This window comes from Desulfurivibrio nitratireducens (genome assembly GCF_044068515.1).
Classification (GTDB): Bacteria; Desulfobacterota; Desulfobulbia; order Desulfobulbales; family Desulfurivibrionaceae; genus Desulfurivibrio.
Window position 1 is genome coordinate 1 of sequence record NZ_JBIPKI010000042.1, and the last position, 23197, is coordinate 23197.

At 61.7% G+C, this 23197-nt stretch carries 22 protein-coding genes, 1 tRNA gene and 3 pseudogenes; 13 read left to right on the top strand and 13 right to left on the bottom strand.

Going from position 1 to position 23197, the window contains the following annotated elements; translation table 11 throughout:
- From ACHHTY_RS09780 to ACHHTY_RS09790, 3 genes are all read right to left on the bottom strand, one after another.
- On the bottom strand, positions 1-1119 hold a 1119-nt coding region (locus tag ACHHTY_RS09780; protein WP_395493945.1), incomplete at its 3' end, for a DEAD/DEAH box helicase.
- Positions 1120-1438: 319 nt separating this feature from the next.
- Positions 1439-2302, bottom strand: a complete 864-nt coding sequence (locus ACHHTY_RS09785) for a sll1863 family stress response protein (protein WP_395493946.1) — start codon at positions 2300-2302, stop codon at positions 1439-1441.
- Between the two features lie 254 nt (positions 2303-2556).
- Entirely contained in the window at positions 2557-3030 is a 474-nt protein-coding gene (locus ACHHTY_RS09790; RefSeq protein WP_395493947.1) for an intradiol ring-cleavage dioxygenase, read from the bottom strand.
- Between the two features lie 278 nt (positions 3031-3308).
- Here ACHHTY_RS09790 and ACHHTY_RS09795 point away from each other — a divergent pair, with 278 nt between their 5' ends.
- The 4 genes from ACHHTY_RS09795 (at position 3309) to ACHHTY_RS09810 (ending at position 5507) form a co-directional block, all read left to right on the top strand.
- Entirely contained in the window at positions 3309-3557 is a 249-nt protein-coding gene (locus ACHHTY_RS09795) for a type II toxin-antitoxin system CcdA family antitoxin (RefSeq protein ID WP_395493948.1), read from the top strand.
- Positions 3557-3856 carry a CcdB family protein gene (locus ACHHTY_RS09800; RefSeq protein ID WP_395493949.1) on the top strand — a complete coding sequence of 100 codons (300 nt, stop codon included), beginning with the start codon at positions 3557-3559 and terminating at the stop codon, positions 3854-3856. Before ACHHTY_RS09795 ends, ACHHTY_RS09800 begins: the two co-directional genes overlap by 1 nt.
- Positions 3857-3922: 66 nt before the next feature.
- Positions 3923-4903 (top strand): transposase, encoded by a 981-nt coding sequence (locus tag ACHHTY_RS09805; RefSeq protein ID WP_395493950.1) that lies wholly within the window; start codon positions 3923-3925, stop codon positions 4901-4903.
- A 28-nt stretch (positions 4904-4931) separates the two neighbouring features.
- A complete protein-coding gene (locus ACHHTY_RS09810; protein ID WP_395493951.1) occupies positions 4932-5507 on the top strand; it encodes a YdcF family protein in 576 nt (191 codons plus the stop codon).
- Positions 5508-5553: 46 nt separating this feature from the next.
- Here ACHHTY_RS09810 and ACHHTY_RS09815 read toward each other — a convergent pair whose 3' ends face one another.
- The 6 genes from ACHHTY_RS09815 to yedE form a co-directional block, all read right to left on the bottom strand.
- Positions 5554-5763, bottom strand: a complete 210-nt coding sequence (locus ACHHTY_RS09815) for a TOBE domain-containing protein (protein ID WP_395493952.1) — start codon at positions 5761-5763, stop codon at positions 5554-5556.
- 56 nt (positions 5764-5819) lie between these two features.
- Positions 5820-6341, bottom strand: a complete 522-nt coding sequence (locus ACHHTY_RS09820; RefSeq protein ID WP_395493953.1) for a hypothetical protein — start codon at positions 6339-6341, stop codon at positions 5820-5822.
- Between the two features lie 75 nt (positions 6342-6416).
- The gene (locus tag ACHHTY_RS09825) at positions 6417-7289 is read right to left on the bottom strand and encodes an NAD(P)H-hydrate dehydratase (RefSeq protein ID WP_395493954.1); all 873 of its coding nucleotides are present in this window, start codon (positions 7287-7289) and stop codon (positions 6417-6419) included.
- Complete coding sequence (locus ACHHTY_RS09830; protein WP_395493955.1) at positions 7277-7822, bottom strand: DUF3343 domain-containing protein; 546 nt, start codon at positions 7820-7822, stop codon at positions 7277-7279. Before ACHHTY_RS09830 ends, ACHHTY_RS09825 begins: the two co-directional genes overlap by 13 nt.
- Positions 7822-8043 (bottom strand): sulfurtransferase TusA family protein, encoded by a 222-nt coding sequence (locus ACHHTY_RS09835; RefSeq protein WP_395493956.1) that lies wholly within the window; start codon positions 8041-8043, stop codon positions 7822-7824. The genes ACHHTY_RS09830 and ACHHTY_RS09835 overlap by 1 nt, the downstream gene beginning before the upstream one ends.
- Positions 8044-8198: 155 nt before the next feature.
- On the bottom strand, positions 8199-9293 hold the full coding sequence (yedE, locus tag ACHHTY_RS09840) for a YedE family putative selenium transporter (RefSeq protein WP_395493957.1): 1095 nt from the start codon (positions 9291-9293) through the stop codon (positions 8199-8201).
- A gap of 1172 nt (positions 9294-10465) precedes the next feature.
- Between yedE and ACHHTY_RS09845 the strand changes: the two genes are divergently transcribed.
- The 8 genes and pseudogenes from ACHHTY_RS09845 (at position 10466) to ACHHTY_RS09880 (ending at position 18711) form a co-directional block, all read left to right on the top strand.
- Complete coding sequence (locus ACHHTY_RS09845) at positions 10466-11260, top strand: 4Fe-4S dicluster domain-containing protein (RefSeq protein ID WP_395493958.1); 795 nt, start codon at positions 10466-10468, stop codon at positions 11258-11260.
- A gap of 229 nt (positions 11261-11489) precedes the next feature.
- A pseudogene (locus ACHHTY_RS09850) lies at positions 11490-11615 on the top strand (hypothetical protein); the annotation flags it as partial.
- 3 nt (positions 11616-11618) lie between these two features.
- Positions 11619-13097: pseudogene (locus ACHHTY_RS09855) on the top strand (molybdopterin-containing oxidoreductase family protein); the annotation flags it as partial.
- Between the two features lie 804 nt (positions 13098-13901).
- A pseudogene (locus ACHHTY_RS09860) lies at positions 13902-14192 on the top strand (molybdopterin dinucleotide binding domain-containing protein); the annotation flags it as partial.
- Positions 14193-14297: 105 nt separating this feature from the next.
- A complete protein-coding gene (locus tag ACHHTY_RS09865) occupies positions 14298-14942 on the top strand; it encodes a TorD/DmsD family molecular chaperone (RefSeq protein ID WP_395493959.1) in 645 nt (214 codons plus the stop codon).
- A 20-nt stretch (positions 14943-14962) separates the two neighbouring features.
- The gene (gene phnD, locus ACHHTY_RS09870) at positions 14963-15931 is read left to right on the top strand and encodes a phosphate/phosphite/phosphonate ABC transporter substrate-binding protein (protein ID WP_395493960.1); all 969 of its coding nucleotides are present in this window, start codon (positions 14963-14965) and stop codon (positions 15929-15931) included.
- A gap of 12 nt (positions 15932-15943) precedes the next feature.
- Complete coding sequence (locus ACHHTY_RS09875) at positions 15944-17329, top strand: sensor histidine kinase (RefSeq protein WP_395493961.1); 1386 nt, start codon at positions 15944-15946, stop codon at positions 17327-17329.
- Positions 17326-18711, top strand: a complete 1386-nt coding sequence (locus tag ACHHTY_RS09880) for a sigma-54-dependent transcriptional regulator (RefSeq protein WP_395493962.1) — start codon at positions 17326-17328, stop codon at positions 18709-18711. The genes ACHHTY_RS09875 and ACHHTY_RS09880 overlap by 4 nt, the downstream gene beginning before the upstream one ends.
- Before the next feature lie 142 nt (positions 18712-18853).
- Here ACHHTY_RS09880 and ACHHTY_RS09885 read toward each other — a convergent pair.
- The 3 genes from ACHHTY_RS09885 to hpt all read right to left on the bottom strand — a co-directional run bounded on the left by ACHHTY_RS09885 (position 18854) and on the right by hpt (position 21232).
- Positions 18854-18930 (bottom strand) — tRNA-Arg (locus tag ACHHTY_RS09885).
- A gap of 368 nt (positions 18931-19298) precedes the next feature.
- Positions 19299-20705 (bottom strand): adenosylmethionine--8-amino-7-oxononanoate transaminase, encoded by a 1407-nt coding sequence (gene bioA / locus ACHHTY_RS09890; RefSeq protein ID WP_395493963.1) that lies wholly within the window; start codon positions 20703-20705, stop codon positions 19299-19301.
- Entirely contained in the window at positions 20702-21232 is a 531-nt protein-coding gene (hpt, locus tag ACHHTY_RS09895; protein WP_395493964.1) for a hypoxanthine phosphoribosyltransferase, read from the bottom strand. Before hpt ends, bioA begins: the two co-directional genes overlap by 4 nt.
- 289 nt (positions 21233-21521) lie before the next feature.
- Here hpt and rd point away from each other — a divergent pair, with 289 nt between their 5' ends.
- Positions 21522-21683 (top strand): rubredoxin, encoded by a 162-nt coding sequence (gene rd, locus ACHHTY_RS09900; protein ID WP_395493965.1) that lies wholly within the window; start codon positions 21522-21524, stop codon positions 21681-21683.
- A 256-nt stretch (positions 21684-21939) separates the two neighbouring features.
- On the opposite strand, the gene mnmE is transcribed toward rd, so the two are convergent.
- The coding region (gene mnmE, locus ACHHTY_RS09905) for a tRNA uridine-5-carboxymethylaminomethyl(34) synthesis GTPase MnmE (protein ID WP_395493967.1) at positions 21940-23197 on the bottom strand (1258 nt) is incomplete at its 5' end.

Consider the following 23197-nt stretch of genomic DNA (forward strand, 5'->3'; position numbering starts at 1 on the left):
CTCGGAAACGAAATTATCCAGCTCGCGCCGCTCGATTACGCGGCCCAACCCCCGTTCGATGGCCCGAACCAGGGTCTGGTCTTCCCGCAGCACCAGGCTGAAGGCGGCACCCTGGCGTTCGGCCCGGCCGGTGCGGCCGATCCGGTGGGTATAGGCCTCGGCGGTGGTGGGCATGTCATAGTTGATCACGTGCGACACCCGGGCCACATCCAGGCCGCGAGCAGCGATATCGGTGGCCACCAGCATGGTGAAGGTGCCGTCGCGGAAACCTTCCAGGGCGGCCTGGCGCTTGTTCTGGGACATGTTGCCCTGGAGATCGGAGGCCCGGTGACCGGCGTCGTTGAGGCGCCGGGCCAGCTTCTTGGCCCCGTGCTTGGTGCGGGTGAAGATCAGGGCCGCCTCCACAGGATTTTCGGCCAGCAGGGTCAGCAGCAGGGCCGTTTTCTGCTGGGCGGCGACAGGGTATAAGGCCTGGCTGATGGTGGCCGCCGGCTTGTCCGCGGCGATACTGACTTCCTGGGGATCGCGGAGAATCTCTCCGGCCAGGCGGCGGATATCGGCGGGCATGGTGGCGGAAAACATCATGTTCTGCCGCTGCACGGGCAGATGCTTGATAATCCGGCGAATATCGGGCAGAAAGCCCATGTCGAACATCTGGTCGGCCTCGTCCATGACCAGTACTTCCACCTGGTCCAAACGAAAGGCCCTGGTGCTGAGATGGTCGAGCAAACGGCCGGGGCAGGCCACCACGATCTCGGCCCCCTGGCGGATCTTGGTCAACTGCATATGCTTGCTGACCCCGCCGTAAACCGCCACCGCCCGCAGGCCGGTTTGCCGGCCCAGTTCCCGGGCGGCGACGGTGATCTGCTCGGCCAGCTCCCGGGTGGGGGCGACCACCAGGGCGCGGATCCGGCCCCGGGGCCCGGTCAGCAGGCGCTGGAGGATGGGCAGGACAAAGGCTGCGGTTTTGCCGGTGCCGGTCTGGGCCAGGCCCATGATATCCCGGCCGGCCAGGGCCGGGGCCAGGGCCTGCTGTTGAATGGGGGTGGGCGCCTGGTAACCGCAGGCGTTGATGCCGGCCGTAATTTGCGGCGCGAACTGAAATGATGCAAAATCCATGAAAAATCTCCTTGGGATTGAAAAAAGGCGCTATTCCACCCGTCCCGGCGGGAAGCAGGCCTTAACGGCCCGCGGCAAGCTGTGGGAAAACTGGTTATTCGCCAACCTGCGAACCTCCCCAAAACGGCGGGAAGCCCGGTGCAGATGGGTCAACAGAAGTAGATGCGGGACAGTTGCGGTGGTAGGGAAGGAAGAAAAGTACCAGGCAGGTGTACGCAGAATAGATCCGTAACTTACTGCACAACGTAGTAAAGTAGCCGACTATACCGGAGTCGGCCCCCCTTGGCAAGCTAATTCGGCCGAAGGGGGCCGCCGGGTCTCACTTGAACTTGTCCCGGGCCGCCTGCAGGGCCTGGCCCAGGGCCTCCCAGGCCCGGTTGGCCCCGGCTTTGAGCTCTTCCCAGGCATCATCGCCGGCCTCCTTGAGCCGGGCCAGGTTTTCCCGGGCATCCTGCTGCTTGGCCCGCAGGTTTTCGATCTGCTCGAGGTATTCGTCCTTGAGGTCGGCCCCGGCCTGGTCGGCCTTCTCCTTGAGCTGCTCGATCTCGGCGCTCCATTCCGCCAGTTGGGCCTCCAGCTTGCGCTGGTATTCCTCCTTCCGGCGGGCCGCCTGCTCGCCGAGGTTGGCGGGCAAAGCGCCCTTCTCCGCCGATGCCCCGGCGGTCCGGCCGCTTTCGGCCTGGGCGCTCAGCACTTCATCGGCAAGCTGGTCCATCCGGGCCATCAGTTCGGCGCTGGTTTCCGTCGTCTGCTGTTCCCGGCGGGCCAGCTCTTCGCTCAGCCTGTTCAAGAGTTCATCGGCAAGCTGATCCATCCGGGCTATCAGTTCAGCGCTGGTCTCGGTCGTCTGCTTATCCTGGCGGGCCAGCTCTTCGGTTAGAAACTCGCGCAGCTCGGTGATCCGCGAGGCCTCGGCCTTGGCCGCCAGTTCCTGGGTGGTCTGCAGTTCCCGGGCGTGGCGGCGGTCCCGGAAGATGGCCTCGGTTTTCTGATAGCCCAGCGCAAAGATGAAAAAGGCCCCGAGAATGACCAGCAGACCCAGCATCACCAGGCCCAGGGGCGCCTCAACCTCGGCCACCCCCAGGAACAGCGGGGTCACGGTAATCAGCACCTCCCAGTTGAGAACGGTAAAGACCGCGATGACAATAAAAATAAGCAGCAGCAACAGGGCAAAAATTTTCATAACAACCCTCCGGTTGGCCGCCCGGCCCCGGGCGCCGCTCTTCGCAACCCGGGCCAGTGCAGCACCAAGTACCCACTTCAACAGCCCATAGGGACGGATTTTAAATCTGTCCCCCACGGCAATATCGTCTTAATCTTGCGCCCGGCCGCACCGCCTGTCAAGCACCCAATAATGGGGACCGAACAATAATAGGACCGATCTATTTTTTTACGAGCAAAAAAATAAGATCACTCCCTTTATTGTCCCTCATTATTCTAAGGCTGCGGGGCCGGAACCAGGACCAGGTCGAAAGTAGCCCCGCTGGCGCCGGCGGCCGGGTAGTGCTGGGTGACCAGGGTGCGGAAGCCGGGGGCGGAAACGCGAACGTGGATGTGCGAGGGCCGGGGGGTGTATGGCGGCGGGTAATTGCTTTCGAAACGGTATTCTCCCGCCTGGCCGGCCAGCAGGGTGGCCCGGTGATCGTCATCGTAGTCACCGGCCGGGTTGGTAAGCCAGAATTCGATCCGGGCCCCGCTGATGGCGGCGCAGTCCGCGGCGGATCGCACCGTCCCGCTTAAGACGTACCCTTCCCCGACCTTGGCGCGCACCGGCGCTTCGGGCACGTAAAAGGGCCCCAGGGCATCCGCCGGGGTAGGCTTGCATTGCCAGGACCCATCCCCGGCCGCCGCGAAAATCACGCCGGGAAACAGCAGCATCGCCGCCAAAAGAATGGGAAATATTCCGTTCATCGAACACCTCCATTGCAAGAAGATAACACGGCCAAGACCAACACAATAATGCTAACTAAAGCCCGCAGCCAAGTCAACAAAAGGGGGCAAACGGTCTCCGGGGTCAAATCTTTATCCTTGATAGATCTGCCCCCATTATTCCGGCTAGACCTTTACGAATCGAATTTGCTGGTACTGAATATGAGTCTGGTTGCGTTTTTTATCCATTGATTTGCACATAGAATATGGATATATTTATTCATAAACCCGTTTACTCTGTATAATTTTGGAGGAATGGCATGAGAGCAAGTCAAGCAGTAGCTCGCGGCACGCGTCGTGCCACAAATGTATCGATTGATGCCCGGTTGCTGGAGGAAGCCAGAAAGCTGCGGGTTAATGTCTCGCGGGCGGCGGAACAGGGCCTGGCGCGGGCAACTGCTGAAAAACGGGCGCTTTTATGGCTGGAAGAGAACCAGGCCGCCCTGGAAAGTTCGAATGAATTTGTCGAGCGGTTTGGTTTGCCCCTGGCTAAATACCGGGGGTTCTGATGGCACGTTTCGATGTGTGCAAAAATCCCGACGGTGAAGGCTTTCTCCTCGATATTCAGGCCGATTTGCTCAGCCATCTTAATTCACGGGTGGTTGTTCCCCTGTTGCCGGCAGCCATTGCGCCGCAGCCGGCCAGAATCCTCAATCCCTGTTTTACCATAGCAGGAGAGTCCCTGGTCATGTCCACCCAGTTCATGGCGGCTGTTCCCGCAAATATCCTGCGCACCCCGATTGCAAGCCTCCAAGCTGAACGTGATGCCATTGTCGCGGCAGTCGATTTCCTGATGCAAGGATTCTGACATCTGACATCGGGGTCAAATCTTTATCCTTGACATGGCGTCCCCGGTCCCGTAGAAAACGTCATTATGGCACGATCGCTGCGCATCCAGTATCCTGGTGCTGTCTACCACATCACCCATCGCGGCAACGAACGTGGGGTCATCTTTCGGGATGATGCCGATCGCCGGCGGTTTCTCGCCATTCTCGCCCAGTCTCTGGCCACCTACGATGTCATTTTGCACAGCTATGTCTTGATGGACAACCATTTCCATTTGCTGGCCGAAACGCCCCTGAGCAACCTTTCGGAATTTATGCGCCATTTCAATATCACCTATACCGCCTCTTTTAACCGGCGCCATGAGCGGGTGGGCAATTTGTATCAAGGGCGCTTCAAAAGTTTTGTGATTGACCAGGAGGCATATTTGTCCGCGGTTTCCCGGTATATTCATTTGAATCCGGCCCGCACCGGCAGCAGGCAGACCCTGGATTACAGCCAGCAGTTTGCATACCTGCTGGATTATCCGTGGAGCAGTCTGCCAGGGTATCTGTTCACCCCCAAGCGGCAGGATTTTGCGACCTACGCTCCGGTGCTGGAGGAGTATGGGGGTGATACCCCCGCCGGACGGGCCGAATACCGGCGCCGGCTCGGGATCGATCTGGCCCGGGGCTTGCCGTTGCGGGACAAAGTTGTCGGCCAAAGCATCCTGGGTGATGAAAGCTTCGTGGCCAAGGTGCGGCAAAGGTTTTTGCCCGGCCCGCAAGACCGGGAACGGCCGGCGGTCGGGACAATCCATCAGCACCGGAAGCAGGACGAGCTGCTGGGGATTATCGCCGCGAAACTGCAAGAGCCGCTGGAAACGTTGCTGCATCGGCCCGGGCGGCCCCGGCTGGTGGCCATGGATATCCTGTACCGCTTTGGCGGGCTGAAGAACCCGGAGATCGGCGCCTTAATGGGCGTTGATTACAGTACGGTGAGCCAGGGTCGCAAGCGCCTGCGGGAGCTGGCGGCGGCCGATGGGAAATTGCAGGAATTGTTGGCGGAGTTAAGAGAACTTTGTCAAGGATAAAGATTTGACCCCTATGTGGTGGCGGTGGTTGTTGTATATCTTGGCCCTGGGGCTGTGCTTGTGGGGGGCTGCCTTTGCGGGGTCCGGCTTTATTCTGGGCGGGCCGGCGGCGGCGCCGGTCGCGGCCGAGCTGATCGTGGTGCTGGGCGGCGATACGGGGGCGCGCTATCAGCGGGCCCGCGCGGTCTGGACGGAGGGCTACGCCCCGCGTTTGCTGCTGATCAACGCCCCGACCGCCAACGTGCGGGACGCCCGGGCCCTTTTGCCGCAATTGCCTGAAGCGGCGACGGTGCTGACCGATAATCAGCCCGGCAACAGTTGGCAGGAGGCCGAGGCGGTGCGGGCCCTGATGCTGGCCGAGGGCTGGCGGCGGGTGCTGGTGGTCAGCGATCCGCCCCATATGCTGCGCCTGGCCTATGTCTGGTCGGCGGTTTTGCGGGGGACCGGGTTGGAATATACCCTGGTAGCCAGCGAGCCGGCCTGGTGGGCCGCCGGGCGCTGGTGGGCCGATCCCCGCGCCCGCAGCTTCGTCGCCAGCGAGTGGGTGAAGCTGGGCTACTACCTGGCCCATTACCGCTTCGGCTGGGTCGGGGAGCCGGCCTGATAAAAAGGGGCCAGACTTCAAGTCTGCCCCCGTTTGCTTGGGGCGACTATTCCTTGACCGGCAGCACGTGGATCGCCTTGACCACCAGCTCCACCGTGTCACCTTCCCGCAGGTCCAGGTCATGCAGCGATTCGGTGGTCAGCACCGAAGCCATCTCCACCGGCCCGATCACCTCGTATTTCACCAGCGACATGATGTCGCCCTTTTTGACTCCCTTCACCCTGGCCGTAATTTTATTGCGCGCTCCGTATTTCATCCTCGCATCCTCCTTTTCCGCTTCGGGTTTGCCGGGGGCTGTCCAAAGCAGACAGCTCAGTTACAGGTTTTTTCGCCACAGAGGCCCCGAAACACCTGGCGCAGGACCTCCTGGTTGATCCTTTCCATCAGGGCTTCCTCGTAAGGATCTTCCCGGGCCGGGACCGGGGCGGCATCCGCTGCCGGGGGCGGAGATTCCAGTTCGTCGGCAATTTCCACCAGCCGGCCCGCCGCCTTCACCGCGGCAAGATCGATCGCCGCCTCCCGCTGTTTTTCGAGCCAGCGATGACAGTCGTCGTGGCTGCCGATGCAGGCCAGCACCAGGCAGTCATCGTCCTGCACCGTGACCAGGCGGTAGCCGCCGCCGAGATCATACTTGCGGCAGTTGGCCAGCCGCAGCTCCCCATGCTTGGTCTGCTTGTGGCGGAGATCGCCGGCCGGAGCCGCGCTGTTGACCAGGCGGGTCATGATCTCCCGGGCTTGTTCCAGGGCCAGCACCCCCTGGCGGCCGGCCAGGGGCAACCTGTTCAGTTGGCGGGCAAAAAGTCTGGTTTGATAAAGCGGCTGTCTGGACTCCATGGTTGAACTCATCCTCAGATTGCGGATGTTCCGGGTTTCGGGGACGGAATTGAAATCTGTCCCCTTTTGCGTTAGTCAGCCAACCTCGGCCTCCTTCAGGGCCTGCTCCAGGGCCCGGGGCAGAAAGGGGAGCAGGTCGGCCACGCCGTGGGCCGGGGTCGGCTCGGCGTAGAAGCCTAGGTAGCGGTTGGCCCGGGCTGCCACCTGGCAGGCCGCTTCGGGTTGCATACCTGAAGCCAGCAGGGCGGTGACCAGGCCGGTCAGGGTGTCGCCGGTCCCGCCGATGGGCTCCATGGCGGGAACATCGGGGGCGCTGATTTCCGCCACGATTTTCCCCGCTGCCACCACGTAATCCTTGCGCCCCTTGACCAGCAGGTGGCGGGCGGCGTTTTCTTCGCCATAGGCCCGGGCGATCTGTTCGGGCACCCGCTCCTCGTCCTGGAGCAGAAAGCCCCGGGTGTAGAAGGGATGGGGCGCCCGCTCGTCGGCCAGGAAGGCCATTTCCCCCACGTCGGGGGTAAAGAGGTCGTAGATGGCGGCAAAGCCGCTCATCTTGGCGGCATACATGAAGCCGGCATCGGCGACCAGAAACGGCTTGGGGGCCAGCGCTTCCAGAGCCCATAGGACCTGGTTGTGCCAGTAAATGTCCGGCAGCAGGTAATGGAAGGTCAGGCCGGCGATCGGGGCCGGGGGCGGGTTGGCCGCCAGCTCGGCGTACAATTGGCGGCTGCCCTCCCCCTTGCCGGTGTCGCCCGCCAGGATGGTCTCCAGCGGGGGGATTCCCAGCACTCGGGCCGCGGCGGCGGCCGCCGCCAAAAGGGCGGGCGTACCCCGGGCGACCTTGACGATCCGGCCGGCCACCGCCAGTTCAGCTCCCCGCAGCTCGTATTGGCCCCGGACCAGGGGAAAGTCGGCCCGGGGAACGGTGCCCGCGATCAACCAGGACATTGGCGGCAAAGCTCCTCGTAAGCCAGTTGCAAAGAATATCCGCACAGGGTCTGGCCCAGGGAGCGGGGCTCCGGGGCCTCAGCGAGAGTCCGACCCACCAGCATCTCGGCCAGGAAGGGCACGTCCGGGCAGCCCCCGCCGGAGATGTTGACGATCCGCCGGTCCCGCTTATCCAACGTGATCTTCATGTTGGCGGCCCGCACCATCATGTAGTCGCCGAAATCCTTGACCTGGTAGAGGGAAACCGGCTCCAGGAGGTGATCCTGGGCCACCGCCACCCGCAGGGGCGGCAGTCCGGCTTGGGCCAGGAGCTGGCGGATCCGCAGTTCCTGCAGCAGGTCAAACTCGATGACCATGTCGCAACCCTGGCGCAGGTCCGGCGGCGGCCCCTTGACCGCCACCGCCAGGCCCGCTTCCTTGAGCAGGGTCTCCGCCCGAATCACCTCGCCGGTGCTGGGATAGAGCAGCAGCCCCTTGGCGGAGACCCCCCTCCCCCGCTTTTTCTCACCGAAAAAACGTTTTAAAAATCCCATTATTTGTGCAGCACCAGGCGAAAGTTGCCGTCTGCCTCTGCGACATCGGCCGTCACCTGCCAGCCCTTAGCGACGGCGGCCCGGCCGACGTTTTCCCGGCTGGCGTCATTATCCACCAGCACCGCCAGTTCGCCGGACCCGGCCTTATCCATCTCCTCGCCGGCCAGCAGCACCGGCTGGGGGCAGGAAAGCCCCCGGGCATCCACGATTATCTGTGCCATGACTTACCACCTCTCTCAGGTACGTTTGCAAGTAGCTGTCCCGCAGCACCCATCTTGCGGCGATCAGGTCGGCTTGAGTACCAAATGTACGCTACGCCGACCTGCCTGCCGCAATCTGCGGCCCTGCTGGACAGTTACTTTCCGGAATGAACTGGCTAGTTGCGTTTGCAATTGCTGAAACCGATGAACAGCAGCACCGCCAGGCCGATGACCACCGCGGCCACCCCGTGGGGGCCGATGCCCGCCGGGGAACTGGCCAAGCCGAAGTTGTGGGCCACCGCCGCCCCCGCCAGCAGGCCCAGGGCAAACAGGCCGGCATCGGTGTTGCCCTCGCCGGACATGAAGAGTTGCCTACCGGGGCAGCCGCCGGCCAGGGCGAAGGCCAGCCCGGCCACCAGCATCCCGGCGAAATTCCAAAACCAACTGGTATGGGCCACCGGCTGCCCGGCGAAGCCGGGATTGAACTGGCCCAGCACCAGGTTGGTGAGAAAGGCGAAAACCAGCAGGGCCAGCACCCCGTACATCAGGTACCATTGCCGGAAGAGCAGCAGGTCGCGAATGGCGCCCATGGTGCAGAAGCGGCTGCGCTGGGCCAGAAAGCCGATGCCGAGCCCGGCCGCCAGGGAGAAGGTCAGCGGGGCATAGAACGAGCCCGGTCCGCTGAGGGAGTACCACAGCACCCCGCTCTGGGCCTCGCCGGCGACCGGTTGATAGATCAGGCGCAGGGCCAGCAGGCCGACAATTACCAGGGGAAAGATCAGGCCGGTGCCGGTGCTCTGCGCCTGGCTGCGGCCCAGGTTGAAGCCCCGTTTGAAAAAGAGGGTGCCGAGCCAGACCCCGGCCACCAGGCCGGCCAGGCCGAAGAGGGCGTTGCCGTCGCCGCCGGCCAAGCGCAGGAATACCCGCCAGGGGCAACCGAGGAAAACCAGGGCCCCGATCATGGCGATCATCCCCAGCGCGAACCGGGTGATGGGGGCCGAGCCCCCGCTGGGCTTGAACTCCTTGAAAGCCAGGGCCGCCGCGAAAGCCCCCAGGACAAAGCCCAGGATCTCGGGCCTCAGGTACTGGACCACCGCCGCCCGGTGCAGGCCGATGGAGCCGGCAATGTCCCGGCCGAAACAGGCCACGCAGATCGCCATGTTGGCCGGGTTGCCGTAATGCTGCAGCAAACCCGCCACCACCCCGATGATCGCCCCCACCGCGGTAATGCCGGCGGCGGTGGCAAAGACATTTTTTACCGTCCGTGACATGTGTTTCCTCCTTCCGGGTAATCGTGCAGCAGCCCCGCAGCTTCGGGAACTCAACCAGATTCACGTACCCGGGGTACGCGGCGCCTGGCGGCTTGCCCCAACCTGCGGCCTGCTATACGATTAGCGCCCTTTAAGTTTGCCGGTTGATGTGCAAAATGGACAGATTGCAAATCTGTCCTTGCTCACGCAGGCTGTTGAATATATAGCTTTCAATCAGTTTCAGGCCGGCTGTCCAGGGGACAGGAAATTTCCTCGGCCCGATACGCGTGTTGCTCGCCGCACAGCGGGCAGTTGACCAGGATCGTGCCTTGCAACTGTTTATGTCCCTGCCCATCCACCCGGACCCTCAAGCCGTCAGCCGCCGACCACTGAGCCGCCCAGAATCCCTGCCGGCGGCGTAAGCAGAAAAAAAATAACTTCATCCCGGGCCCCCACATCCGCAGCTTACAAAGGGGCAGATTGCAAATCTGTCCCCGATCCAAATGCTTGCCCAATAAGCACCCTTTACTGGAATAAAATGGGCTTGGCCAATAGTTAAATATAATGATATTCGATTGTAGTTATAGGAAGTTACTATGCAATGAACCGCTGAAATAACACCCTGTGGGAGGTGAAGCCGGCTCTGGCGGGATATGGGGTCCATTGGGGGCGAATGAGGCTTTCAAGCCATGCCTGACTTGAGATAAACCACTAAAAAAACGAGATTATAGAATCAGCCCGGCGGAGCTGGGTCGGACCGGCCGCTCTGTTCAGCATCTACACAGAGCCTGTTCAACCCTTGCACACCTCGGACTCCCCCGACCGCTGCAATTGTCCTCGGTCAGGGCGCTGATGCAGCTCGCCGACCTTGCCAGGGTCTAGACTAACTAACCGCCATCCCTGAATATTTTTGGGGGTTACCGACCATCTCTCCTTGGCGGAAATCCACCGCCCGATCCACTCCCCCTTCCCGGCACATATATTGCAAAATTTCTGTAAAGAAACAGGGGGTCCACCCCATCAACACGCTCTCCAAGCAATGGAAGCGACGACGTGTAAGAGCAACGAAGCAGGCACCAGCCAGTTTGCCGCCGGGGATACCGGCGGTTGCCTAACTGTTGTGCCTGAACGCCTGCCGAGGGGAAAACTCCGGGGGGTTGGTGAAGGACAAAGCCAAAAAAGGAGGAGTGCACATGAAGGAAGTTAAAGACGAGGGGCGCCGGGATCTGCTGAAGGCGGGCGGCGCGATGGCGGCAATGGCGACCGCGGCGGCCTTGTTGCCGGTTCGTGAGGCGGCGGCCCAAAAAAAAGAGCAGCAATGGGCGATGGTGATCGACCTGAGGAGGTGTGTCGGCTGCGGCTCCTGCCAGGTATCCTGCAAAATGGAAAACTTCGTGCCCATGGGGCAATTCAACTCAAAGGTGGATATTTTCGACCGCGGGGCCTACCCCAAGCCGGAGCGCCTCTTTGTCCCCACCATGTGCAATCATTGCGCCGGCGAGCAGGGAACCCCACCGTGCGTTGAGCAATGCCCAATGGCCAAGGCCGGAGAGTGGGCAACCATGAACGGCGTCCGTTACCAGAAGGGCGCCACCTATAAGCGCCCCGACGGGATTACGGTGACCGACGAGTCCCTCTGCATCGGCTGTTACCTGTGCATCAAGGCCTGTCCCTACGGGGCCCGCTACATCCACCCGCATATCAAGCTGGCTCATCCGGGCAAGGTCAGCGATCTGGGCATCTCCAAATGCAACTTCTGCGACCATCGCCTCGACCAGGGCCTGGAGCCCGCTTGCGTGCGCAACTGCATGGGCCGGGCGAGGATCTACGGCGATCTCAACGATCCCGGCAGCGAGGTGGCGCGACTGATCAAGGATCACACCACCACCGTCCTATATCCGGAAAAAAAGACCAAGCCGCAGGTTTACTACATCCAGTTGGACGGCACGGTGGCCAAAGCCATCGAACCGATGAATGCCCAAAAGTAGGCGCCCCGGCAGGCGATTGGCTGGAAAAAGGACCATAAATCAAAAATGCAGAGGGAGTTGACCCATGAAAATAACGAGAAGGAAATTTTTCAAATACAGCGGTGTTTTTGCCGGAGCTTCCGCGCTTTCCCAAAGCGGCCTGCTGTCGCTCAAGCAGCTCAGCCCCACCGAGGCCCGGGCCATGCAGGACACCATGGACAAATACGAAATCAAATACAGCGCCGATGTGATGTGCCCCAGCGAGTGCGGCCTGGAATTCTGGGTCAAGAACGGCAAGGTCCATAAGATCTACGGCAACCCCCATGTTCCGTTCAACGACGGCATCGTTTGCGCCAAGGGGGCGTCGGGCCAGCAGCTGATTTATTCGCCCGAACGGCTCAAGTACCCCATGATCCGGGTCGGGGAGCGGGGCGAGGGCAAGTTCAAAAAAGTCTCCTGGGAAGAGGCCATTGATTACATCGGCAAGAAACTCTACGCAATCAAGCAGAAATATGGGGCCGAATCCATTATCATGGATTCCGGCGACGTCACCGACCGTGATCAGTACTGGCGCCTGGGCTTCGGCTTCGGTACTCCCAACTGCGTGGAGCACGGGGCCATCTGCGACACCCCCCGCCGCCATGGTCCGAAATTGATGGTAGGCGGCAAGCGCTGGGAGCCGGACCTCATGCGGCCGGTTTATGTCCGCCAGCCCGACGGCAGCCTGAAAAAGGACATGTCGTACAAGACCAAACTCATCATCTACTGCGGCTGGAACCCCTTTGTCGCCACCCGCATCATGTATGAGAACCGGGGCACCGTGGGCGCCCGGGTCGAAACCGGCTGCAAGTACTACGTCATCGACCCCAGCTACTCCAATACCGCGGCCCTGGCCGACAAATGGGTGGCCCCCCGGCCCGGCACCGACAATGACATTTTCGCCGCCATGCTGCGCTATATCCTGGAAAACGACAACCAGGAGGACAGCAACAAAAAATATATCGACTGGAATTTCAAAAAGTATTCGCTGGGCTGGGAGGAGTTCGAAGAGTCCTTCAAGTCCTGGTGGGAAAAGAAGGACCCGATCAACGGCCTCAACTATTTCAGCCTTGAATGGGCCGCCCAGCGATCCGGGGTGGCCCGGGATGATATCGCTGAGCTGGCCCACGCCTTCGGGATTACCAAACCGGCGGCACTCATCTGGGGGATGCAGTCACCGGGGCATCACTTCAACGGCTACCCCGGCTCGATCCTCGGAGTGGCTCTCAATGTGATCACCGGCAATTTCGATGCCCCCGGCGGAGTCATCGATACCGAAATCATGAAATGGGGCAAGGGCGGCAAAGGCCGGAGCTTTTCCTTTGCCGAAAACCGTAATTTCAAAGACCGGATCGTCACCCGGACCATCAACGGCAAAAAAGTTGAAGGCAAGCAACAGGAGTTGCACAAAGACAATTACGGCAGCAAATATCCCGCCGCCTGGGACGACGTAGTCGGCGATTACCCTGAATTTTTTGCCGGTAAAATGGTGGAAATCCGCTACGGCTCATTCCGGGGCCACAAATACCCCCTGAAGGCCTTCATCCTGCGGACCGGCAATGCGGTGGTCAGCGGCTCGGCCACCTGGAAGTGGCGGGAGGCCCTGACCGCCAAGGATGACAAAGGCAACTACCACCTGGAACTCAATGTTTTCATCGATACCCTCAACCTGGAAAGCGCCCTCTACGCCGACGTGATCCTGCCCGAGGCCAGCTACGCCGAGCGGGTAAGCTGGTCCGACATCTATCCGCCCATGCCGCTGGGCTATCTCCGCGACGCGGTGATCAAGCCAATGCATGAATCCAAGAACCCCACCGAAATCATGAACCTGATCGCCAAAAAGCTTTATGATCTGGGAGACCGGGATATCAAGGCGGACGATTTCTGGGGACGTTACAAGGACGAAGACACCTTCGCCACCGATCTGGTGCTGGGAACCCCCGGCAAACCCAACATCGGCACCCCGCTGCCCTATCCCCGGTATCCGGAGGGCTATATCCTGCGCGGCACCCCCGATTCCCTGGAAAAAGGCGATGCCAAGGTCAATCACGACAAAAAAGAGGTGGTGGGCGAACAGGTGACCCCGGCCTGGATGCGGAAAAACAACGGCGTCGCGGTCTGGCCCATGAGTTGGCACCGTTACAAGTGGGTTGACAAGGACGAACCCCACAAAATCTGGCCCCCCACCAACTCCAGGCTCATCGAATTCAAGTGGGATTACGAGGTGGACGGCAAACGAGCCGGTCGTTACGCCGGTTACAACAAATTGCTGGAAGAGGCAGGCGGCGAAGTTCCCTACGGGCTGAAGAGAATCGGCTTCAATAAATTTCCGGCAACCTTTTACTGGTTCGAAACCGTGTGGAATCCGCACACCAACCCCGAATACAAAAAGTACGCCAAGGATTACCCGTTCCAGCTCATCACCGGCCGGATCCATCATTCCATGACCGGCACCCAGATGGTGCCGTGGCTGGGCGAGTTGAAGGCCGAAGGTTTGTGGCTGCCGATGAACGAGGAATTTGAGCACGAGGTAGCGGAGTCGGTACCCGGCCCAGAGGGCCCGATTAAGCCGGTTGCCACCAAGTTCAAGGCCAACACCTTCTCGGTGGGCACCATCTGGATGAACGATGAGGACGCCAAGAAGCTGGAGCTGAAAAACGGCGACCTGGTGGTGGCGGAGAACCCCTTGGGCAAATCCACCAAAGGGAAAATCTTCGCCTCGGGCGGGATGCGGCCGGGGGTGATCAAGATTGCCTTCGGGTCCGGGGGGCGCTTCAGCCCCGGTCTCGGGGTGGCCTTCAAGAGCAAGGACTACACCCCGGACTGCAACGAGCTGATCGACCCCGAGGCGCTGAGTCCGATCATGGGGCAACCCGCCTACGCGGACATGCTCTTGCGGATCAAGAAGGCCTGATTTTCGTGATATTACCCTGAAGACGGAGACGGCCGGCGCAAAGCAGCCTGTTGCGCCGGCCGCCGCCCCTTTTTGTTTTGCCACACCTGCCCCCAAGGAGAGACCATGCACGAAGAATTACGCGAAGAAGCCCTGTTGTTTCGCCTCCTGGTCCGGCTGTTTTACCGGGAGCCGAACCGGGAACTGCTCGACGAAATCGCCTTGCTCAGCGCCCCCGCCGCGGATGAGGCCGACGAGGAAATCGGTCGAGGCCTGGCCCTGTTAACGAAGGCGGTGCAAATTAACACCAACCGACTCGAAAACTGGCAGGAAGAGCTGGCCATCGAATATACCCGCCTCTTCATCGGGCCTAAACAGATACCGGCTGTGCCCTACGCCTCCTGCTACCTCTCCGAAAACCGGTCGCTGATGACCGATGAGACCCTCGCGGTTCGCAAAAAATACCTGGAAGACGGGCTGGTGGTAAAGAAACTTTACCAGATGCCCGACGATCATATTGCCATCGAACTCGAATACTTATATCATCTTACTGACCAGGCCCTGGCCGCCGCCACTGCGGGGGAAGTCGCCCAGGCCGGCGCTCTGCTGCAAAGAAGGGATGATTTCATGGCCCACCACCTGCAAAAATGGGCTCCCGCCTTCGCGGAAAATGTCCTGGCCGCGACCGGGGAAGATTTTTTCCGCGGGGCGGCCTGCCTGCTCCGGGGCGTGGTGATCGGCATTGCCCAGACGGCCCTGGCGGAGGAATAAATGAACGGGGGGAACAACCGATGTTTTGGCCCAAGCGAACCTGCCACCGTCTGGTCCGGTTGTTGCCCCTCATTCTCTCCTTCCTGCTCCTGGGCTGCGGCGACCAGCAGGAAGCCCCCCTCAAGGTAAGCCTGGACAAAAGAGACCCGGCCGCTGATGCCCCGGTGATCCGCGAGCTCCCCGGCGATTCCCTGCGCTTCGGCTTTGACCCCCGCCTGAACCCCAAGGAAGATGTCAGCCTTTACCAGCCCTTTCTCAACTATCTCGAACAGCGAACCGGCCTGAAATTTGCGCTGAAGTTCACCGAAAAATACGAGGATACCGTCGACAACCTCGGCCACGGCCGGGTTGGACTGGCCGCCATGGGGCCGGTCAATTGCGTGATCGCCAAGGCAAAGTACGGGATCGGCTGCCTGGTAATGGGCCTGAACCATGAAAATAAGCCGGAGTACCGGGCGGTAATCTTCACCCGAACCGACAGTCCGCTCCGGCGGCTGGAGGACCTCAAAGACCAGGCCTTCGCCTTCGGCGACTACTTCTCCACCCAGGGACATGCAATTCCCCGCAAAATGCTGGATGATGCCGGCGTTTCCCTGGAAGAGCTGCGCTTTCATGTCTTCACCGGTTCCCACGCCAACACGGTCAAGGCGGTCCTGAGCGGCGACTATGACGCCGGAGCGATCCAGGACAGCCTGGCCCTGCGCCTGGCCGCCGAAGGCCGGATCAGAATCCTGGCCACCTCAAAACCCTACCCCAGCAGCCTGATCTGCTACAATCCGGACCTGGACCCGCAAGCCCTGGCCAGGATCAAGGAGGCTCTGCTGGCCCTGGACCCCACCGGCATCCATGGCGAGCTGCTGGTCAACTGGAACCGCACCGAAATGCCCAATGGTTTTGTCGAGTATCAACCCAACTCCCTGCGGGAAATTGAGGAGTTGGTCCAACTCTACCTGGTCAAGCCCGAGGGCGGGCCGGCCGCGGCCCGCTGAGCTACGGCCGCCATGAAACTCTGGCTCAAAATCTTCTTGCTCAACATTCTGCTGGTTCTCTGCCTTGGCATTCTGGTGGGCCTGGCCATCCGCAACGTGGTCATCGACGCCATTCGCAACGAGCTGACCATTCAAGGCGTTTCCATAGCCGGCAATTTCGCCGACCGCATCGCGGTGGCCACCCTGCTGGAAGACCGCTACGATCTTGAGGAAGCCACCCGCGAATTGATGAACACCGAGCATAATATCGAATATGTTTTTATCACCGGCCAGGAAGGGCAAATTCTCCTGCACACTTTCCCTGATGGCCATCCTCCGGAGATGCTGACCTGGAACCCGGTCGTCGGCGGCCAATCTCCGGCCATCCGCCTGCTTGATACCGAAAGAGGCCTGATCAGGGAGATCGGCATCCGGATCTTCGACGGCATGAGCCCGGAGTTGCACGTCGGCCTGAACGAGGAACGGCTGGCCCCTACCCTGGCTAAAATCCGCAATGTGGTGATGGCGATCATGGCCCTGGTTCTGGGCATCGGCTGCGTGCTCTCCCTCACCCTGAGCCGCCATGTCACCAAGCCGCTGGAAATCCTGGTTGCCTTCACCCACTCCCTCTCCCGGGGGGAATTCGGCCGCCGGATCCAGGTCAATGCCCGCAACGAGGTCGGCGAATTGGCGGAAACCTTCAACATGCTTTCCGTCAAGCTGAAGGAATCGCGGGAAAAGACCGAGGAAACCTACCGCCAGATGCTGCAGGCGGAAAAACTGACCGCCCTTGGCCGCCTTTCCGCCGGCCTGGCCCATGAAATCAGAAATCCCCTCACTTCCATCAAGGCCCTGTTCCAGGCCTTCCGCAATCAGCCCGAAGTCAACCGGGAAGATATCGAGATGGTCCTGGTGGCCGTCAACCAGATGGACGAACTGGTGACCAAATTCCTCGGTTTCGCCCGCAGCGAAAATTTTCAGTCCAGCGAAATCTATCCCAATGCGATCCTGAAGCAGATCTTGCGCCTGGTACAGTTCCAGCTCAAGAATCAGCAGATCGAAGCAGTGCTGGAACTGGCTAAACTGCCGCCGTTGAAAGGCGACAGCGCCATGATCCGGCAGGCCCTGCTGAACCTGGTAATGAATGCCATCGAGGCCATGCCCGCCGGCGGCCAACTCACCATGAGCAGCCGCCGGCTGGAAGATCAGGTGGAAATCAGCATCCGGGATACCGGCGGCGGCATTCCCGAAGCGATCAGGCACAAGGTTTTCGATCCCTTTTTCACCACCAAAACCGAAGGCACCGGCTTGGGCCTGGGCATCGTTTACAATATCGCCCAGCTTCACAACGGAACCGTCTCCTTTGTTACCGGGCCGGCCGGCACGACCTTCACCCTCAAACTGGCGGTGCACCCATGAACACGATTCTGGTGGTCGACGATCAGTCGACGGTGGTCTATTCCCTCAAGCGCCTGCTGCAAATGGCCGGTTACCAGGTGGAAACCGCCGCCGACGGTTCCGAGGCGCTGGCCGCGGTGAGGAAGCAGCCGCTCGACCTGGTGCTCATGGATGTGCGTATGCCCACCATGGACGGCTTGACGGCCCTGGAAATGATCAAGGACGCGCAACCCCAGTTGCCGGTCATCATGATGACCGCCTACAGCACCATCGACAAGGCGATTGCCGCTACCAAGCTGGGGGCCTTCGATTATCTGGCCAAGCCCTTTGACAACGAGGAGCTGCTGGCCCGAGTCCATGAAGCCCTGCAAAACCGCGAACTGCTGACCAAAACGGTCACCTTCGAGCAAGCCGAAGCTGACGGCACCGAACGGGTCATCGGCCGGAGCCCCCAGATGCTGGCGGTGTACAAACAGATCGGCCAGGTGGCTCCGGCCGACGCCACCGTCCTGATCAAGGGCGAAAGCGGGACCGGCAAGGAACTGATCGCCCGGGCGATCTTTCACCACAGCAAACGGGCCCGGCAAAAATTCCTGGCCCTCAACTGCGCGGCCATTCCCCAGTACCTGCTGGAAAGCGAGCTGTTCGGCTACGAACGGGGCGCTTTCACCGGGGCCGACCACAAGAGAATCGGTAAATTCGAACAGTGCGATCGCGGCACCATTTTTCTGGACGAGATCGGCGACATGCCCCTGGAACTGCAGGCCAAACTGTTGCGCATCCTGGAGCATGGCGGCTTTGAGCGGCTGGGGGGGAGCGAAACCATCCTGACCGACGTGCGGATCATTGCCGCCACCCACCGCAATCTCGAGGAAATGGTGACGCACGGCAAGTTTCGCGAGGATCTTTATTATCGGCTAAACGTAGTTAATATCGAACTGCCGCCCCTGCGGGAAAGGCTCGAGGATCTCAAGGAACTGGTCGCCTATTTCATCGGCCTCTACAACCGCAAATTCGGCAAGAATGTCAAGGGGGTCACCGCCGAGGCCCTGGCTGAACTGGAAAAACATCCCTGGCCCGGCAATATAAGGGAGTTGGCCAACACCATCCAGGAAGCCGTGCTTTACTGCCCCGGCGAACACCTCTCGCTGAAATGCAAGCCTTTGCTGCTCCACGACCAGCATTCCTCTGAACCGGTTGAGCTGGCGGTACGGCAATTGGCTCAGACCATGTTCAGCAACAATTGCCAGGATCGCTTCCAGGAAGTCATTGGCATGTTTGAACGGGAAATGGTCAGAAAGGCCCTGGAGGTTACGGCCGGCAACCAGGTCCAGAGCGCCCGCCTGCTTGGCATTTCCCGCAACACCCTGCGGAAAAAACTGGAACCGGGCGATGGAGATTAAGGGGTTCTGTTTTATCCGTCGCCCGTCGACCGGATGATTCTCGGCGGCCGGGGTTGGAACTGGGGCGGGACAATCTGGTCACCGGGAAAAGAAGGAAGCGCAAACAAGCCGTTATTTTGGTTTGCTTGCGCTTTTTTTGTTCTGGCGCGCCCGGAGGGATTCGAACCCCCGACTCCCGGCTTCGAAGGCCGGTGCTCTATCCAGCTGAGCTACAGGCGCCTTTGGAAAACAGGCAGCAGCACCGCATCTTTGGGCGATCGGTTCGGCTTGCATAGCTTGGGCTATGCGGCGCCTCTCCGCTTGCCCAAATCTGCGGCACTGCTGCCTGTTTTCCCTACGGGCGGTGGGTGATGTACTTTTTTCTATGCTTGTTATTCTGATTTAAACTTCGGTTACTTGCGCTTTTCTATTCGCAGCAGCACCGCATCTTTGGGCGATCGGTTCGGCTTGCATAGCCGGGCTATGCGGCGCCTCTCCGCTTGCCCAAATCTACGGCACTGCCGGCTGTTTTCCTATACGGGCAGTGGGTGATGCACTTATTTTATGCGTTGTTCTTCTGGCTTAAACTTCGGTTCCTTGCGCTTAGTTTATTTGCTGATGTTAGCCGGATTGCTGAGGACTCGCCACATTCTTTCGGTGATTTCGGTGATTTCCTCCGGGGTGGCCGAGAGGGGAAGCCATAAGTAAACAATGTTGCCCAGGGGGCGCAGCAGCAGGCCTTCCTTGAGACCGGCCAGGTAGATGGGCCAGCCCACCCGTTTGGCGGGGGGGAAGGGGCGCTTGGTTTCCCGGTCTTCCACCAGTTCCAGGGCGGCGATCATGCCGAGGCGGCGCAGGTCGCCCACCCAGGGCAGCTCGCGGAACCTTTCCAGGCACTGGTCCAGGTGGCGGATTTTGGCCGGCAGGCCGGCCATGGTCTGCTCCTGCTCGAAAACCTCCAGGGATCCCAGGGCCGCCGCGGCCGCCAGGGGGTTGCCGGAAAAGGTGTGGCCGTGGAAAAAGGTCTTGTTCTGGGCGTAGTCGGCGTAGAAGGCCTGGTAAATTTCGTCGGTGGTCATGGTGACCGCCATGGGCAGCATCCCCCCGGTCAGGCCCTTGGATAAACAGAGAAAATCCGGGCTCACCCCGGCCGATTCCAGGGCGAACATGGTGCCGGTGCGGCCGAAGCCGGTGGCCACCTCGTCGAAAATCAGGTGAACCCCGTAGTGGCGGGCCAGGGCGGCGGCCCGGGCCAGCCACTGGGGCGGATAGACGATCATCCCCCCCGCCGCCAGCAGCCGGGGCTCCAGGATAAAGGCGGCGATCCGGTCGCCCCGCTGGTCCAGCAGGTCGGCCAGGGGCTCCAGGCAGCGGCAGTCGCAGGGCAGCTTGGGCAGCTCCGGGCCGGACGCCGAAGGGCCGATGAGCTCGGCCGGCGGCGGCGCCATCCCCGCCGGGCAGCGATAGCAGTATGGGGGCGGCACCCGATGGGAGGGGAACATCAGGTGGGCGAAGGCCTGGTGAAACTCCGGCACTCCGCCCAGGCTCATGGTGCCGATGGTGTCGCCATGGTAGCCCCGCTCCAGGCCCACCAACTCCCGCCGTTCGGGCCAGCCCCGCTGGAGCCAGTACTGCAGCGACATCTTGACCGCCACTTCGCAGGCGGTGGAGCCGTTGTCGGAATAGAACACCTTGGTCAGCTTGGCTGGGGTCAGCTCCACCAGTTTTTCGGCCAGGCGGATCACCGGTTCGTGGCTGACCCCGGCCAGCAGGACCTGGTCCAGCCGTTCCAGTTGCTCACGGACAAAGCGCTTGAGGGTGGGATGATTATGACCGTGGACGATGCACCACCAGGAGGAAATGGTGTCGAAGTAGGCCCGGCCCCGGCGGTCAAAGAGCAGCAGGCCCTCGGCCCGGTCGATCAGCAGCAGGTCGCGATGGGCGTAGTCATGCATCTGGGTAAAGGGGTGCCAGACGTAGGCCCGGTCCTTCTCGGAGAGGTTGTCTTCGGTCATTTGGCCAGGCGTTCCTCCCGGACCCGGTAGATGGCGGGGTACTGGCGATACTGTTCGGCGTAATCAAGGCCGTAGCCGACCAGAAAGCCGCGCTCGACCAAGAAGCCGGGGTAATCGACCGGGACTTCCACCAGGCGGCGTTGCTGTTTGTCGATCAGGGCGCAGACCCGCAGGGAGGCCACTTCCCGGGCCAGGAAAAGATCCCTGAGCCGGGCCAGGGTCAGGCCGCTGTCGACGATATCCTCCACCAGCAGGACGTGGCGACCGGCCAGGGGCAGTTCCACGTCCTTGCTCAGCCGCACCCGGCCGGAAGTAGAGGAACCCTGGCCGTAGCTGGCCGCCCGGACGAAATCCACCTTGAGGGGCACCGTGATTTGCCGGGCCAGATCGGCGGCAAAGATAAAGGCCCCGTTCAGGATCCCCACCAGCAACAGCTCCCGGCCCTGGTAATCGGCGGAGATCGTTTGACCCAGCTCCTTGACCCGGGCGGCGATGGCCGCCGGGCTGAAAAGCATTTCCTTGTCCATGGTTTATTGCGCGCTCCCTGCTTGCTCTCCCTTTCCCCGCCGGCCCGGTTGAAGTCCTGCCGCCGTCGCTCCCCAGCATAGCCCACCCGGCGGCAATGGCAAGGGAACAAAGCGGGCAAGCGGCAAAAAGATAAACTGCTTGACGACCCCGGGCCCCTTGCCTCATCATAACAAGGAACCCTGATGATTCAGGAACGAAATGGAGCCGGCCCCAACCCGGCCGGTCCGGCAATAAATCAGGCGCCTGCCGTTAAAGGCGGCCGCCCTAAGTCAAGCGGAGGGCTGACCCATGCAAAAGTACGAATGCGATGTCTGTGGTTATATCTACGATCCGGAAGCCGGCGATCCCCCCAACGGGGTCGAACCGGGTACCGCCTTTGCCGATGTGCCGGATAGCTGGAGCTGCCCGATCTGCGGGGCCGACAAAAGCCAGTTTTCCCCCGCCAACTGAGCCCCGCCGCCCCCGGGCAGCGGGGGCGGTTGCCGGCTCAATTTGTCTTCCCGGTCGGCGCCCCCGGCCGCCGGACTGTCGCCTGTCCCCCGCTGGTGACTTGTTGCTTCAGCCTTACCGTCGCCGCAGGGCCCGGTTCCAGCAAGCTTGTCTCACTGGTCTGCGCCCCTGAACACCGGGCCGCCGACTGGCGGCTCTTGCAGCCGGTTGCTTTCGCCTTACCGTCGCCACAGGGCCCGGTTCCAACCAGCTTGTCTCACTTGCCGATGCAGAAGCGGGAAAAAATGCTGTCCAGCAAATCCTCGTTGCTGGTGGCCCCGACAATCTCCCCGAGATAACCCAGCGCTGTCTGCAGTTCCACTGCCAGCAGTTCCGGGGCCAAGTCGGCCTTAAAGCCGGCGGCCAGGCGTTCGGCGGCCGCCAGGGCCCGGACCAGGGCGGCTTCGTGGCGGGCGTTGGGCACGCAGGCAAAGCCGGGGTCCCGGGGCTCGCCACCGCTGATGGCCCGAAAGATGGCGTCTTCCAGTTCCTTGAGGCCGGCCCCGGTGCGGGCCGAAATCCCCACCAGGGGCAACCCGGGCAACCGGGCGCGCCAGTCGGCCAGGGCCTGGTCGGCGGCCCCGACCGGACCTGAAGCCGGCTCGGCCAGCAGATCAAGCTTGTTGACCACCACCAGTACTTTCTTATCCCCCACGCTGGCCCGCAGGGCCAAATCTTCCGGGCCTGCGGCGGCGCCGGCCTCCACCAGCAGCAGCACCAGGTCGGCGTCCGCCACCCGGCGGCGGGAACGTTCGATGCCGATCTCCTCCACCGTTTCGCTGGTTTCGCGGATCCCGGCGGTATCGATGATCCGCAGGGGCATGCCGTGGATGTTGAGGCACTCCTCGATGGTGTCCCTGGTGGTGCCGGGAATGGCGGTGACGATGGCCCGCTCCTCGCGGAGCAGGGCGTTGAGCAGGCTGGACTTGCCCACGTTGGGCCGGCCGAGGATGACCACCGCCGCGCCCTCGCGAAAAATCCGGCCCTGGCGGGCGCCGGCCAGCAGTTCCCGCAGGGGGGCGCTGACCTCGGCGGCCAGCCGCTCTCCCATAGCCCGGCTGGCGATGATTTCCCCGTCCTCGTCGGGGAAGTCGATGGCCACCTCGACCACCGCCAGCAGCTCCAACAGGACCTCGCGGACCTGCTCCACCCGCTGCTGGAGTCCGCCCTGCAACTGGGCCAGGGCCAGGTTGAGTCCCTCGCGAGTGCCGGCGTTGAGCAGATCGAGCACCGCCTCGGCCCGGGTCAGGTCGATGCGGCCATTGAGAAAGGCCCGCTTGGTGAATTCACCGGGCTCGGCCGCCCGCACCCCTTCCTCGGCCAGAATCAAGGCCAGAATTTCCCGCAGCACCACGTAACCGCCATGGCAGTGGATTTCCACCACGTCCTCGCGGGTATAGGTCGCCGGGGCGGCCATGAAAACCGCCATCACCTCATCCAGCGGCCGGCCTTTGCCGGGCTCGACGATCCAGCCG

Bases quoted from the DNA above. Each gene is read 5' to 3' on its own strand.
- ACHHTY_RS09785 (WP_395493946.1), bottom strand. From the start codon at position 2,302: ATGAAAATTTTTGCCCTGTTGCTGCTGCTTATTTTTATTGTCATCGCG.
- ACHHTY_RS09790 (WP_395493947.1), bottom strand. From the start codon at position 3,030: ATGAACGGAATATTTCCCATTCTTTTGGCGGCGATGCTGCTGTTTCCC.
- ACHHTY_RS09795 (WP_395493948.1), top strand. From the start codon at position 3,309: ATGAGAGCAAGTCAAGCAGTAGCTCGCGGCACGCGTCGTGCCACAAAT.
- ACHHTY_RS09800 (WP_395493949.1), top strand. From the start codon at position 3,557: ATGGCACGTTTCGATGTGTGCAAAAATCCCGACGGTGAAGGCTTTCTC.
- ACHHTY_RS09805 (WP_395493950.1), top strand. From the start codon at position 3,923: ATGGCACGATCGCTGCGCATCCAGTATCCTGGTGCTGTCTACCACATC.
- ACHHTY_RS09815 (WP_395493952.1), bottom strand. From the start codon at position 5,763: ATGAAATACGGAGCGCGCAATAAAATTACGGCCAGGGTGAAGGGAGTC.
- ACHHTY_RS09820 (WP_395493953.1), bottom strand. From the start codon at position 6,341: ATGGAGTCCAGACAGCCGCTTTATCAAACCAGACTTTTTGCCCGCCAA.
- ACHHTY_RS09825 (WP_395493954.1), bottom strand. From the start codon at position 7,289: ATGTCCTGGTTGATCGCGGGCACCGTTCCCCGGGCCGACTTTCCCCTG.
- ACHHTY_RS09830 (WP_395493955.1), bottom strand. From the start codon at position 7,822: ATGGGATTTTTAAAACGTTTTTTCGGTGAGAAAAAGCGGGGGAGGGGG.
- ACHHTY_RS09835 (WP_395493956.1), bottom strand. From the start codon at position 8,043: ATGGCACAGATAATCGTGGATGCCCGGGGGCTTTCCTGCCCCCAGCCG.
- yedE (WP_395493957.1), bottom strand. From the start codon at position 9,293: ATGTCACGGACGGTAAAAAATGTCTTTGCCACCGCCGCCGGCATTACC.
- ACHHTY_RS09845 (WP_395493958.1), top strand. From the start codon at position 10,466: ATGAAGGAAGTTAAAGACGAGGGGCGCCGGGATCTGCTGAAGGCGGGC.
- ACHHTY_RS09865 (WP_395493959.1), top strand. From the start codon at position 14,298: ATGCACGAAGAATTACGCGAAGAAGCCCTGTTGTTTCGCCTCCTGGTC.
- phnD (WP_395493960.1), top strand. From the start codon at position 14,963: ATGTTTTGGCCCAAGCGAACCTGCCACCGTCTGGTCCGGTTGTTGCCC.
- ACHHTY_RS09875 (WP_395493961.1), top strand. From the start codon at position 15,944: ATGAAACTCTGGCTCAAAATCTTCTTGCTCAACATTCTGCTGGTTCTC.
- ACHHTY_RS09880 (WP_395493962.1), top strand. From the start codon at position 17,326: ATGAACACGATTCTGGTGGTCGACGATCAGTCGACGGTGGTCTATTCC.
- bioA (WP_395493963.1), bottom strand. From the start codon at position 20,705: ATGACCGAAGACAACCTCTCCGAGAAGGACCGGGCCTACGTCTGGCAC.
- hpt (WP_395493964.1), bottom strand. From the start codon at position 21,232: ATGGACAAGGAAATGCTTTTCAGCCCGGCGGCCATCGCCGCCCGGGTC.
- rd (WP_395493965.1), top strand. From the start codon at position 21,522: ATGCAAAAGTACGAATGCGATGTCTGTGGTTATATCTACGATCCGGAA.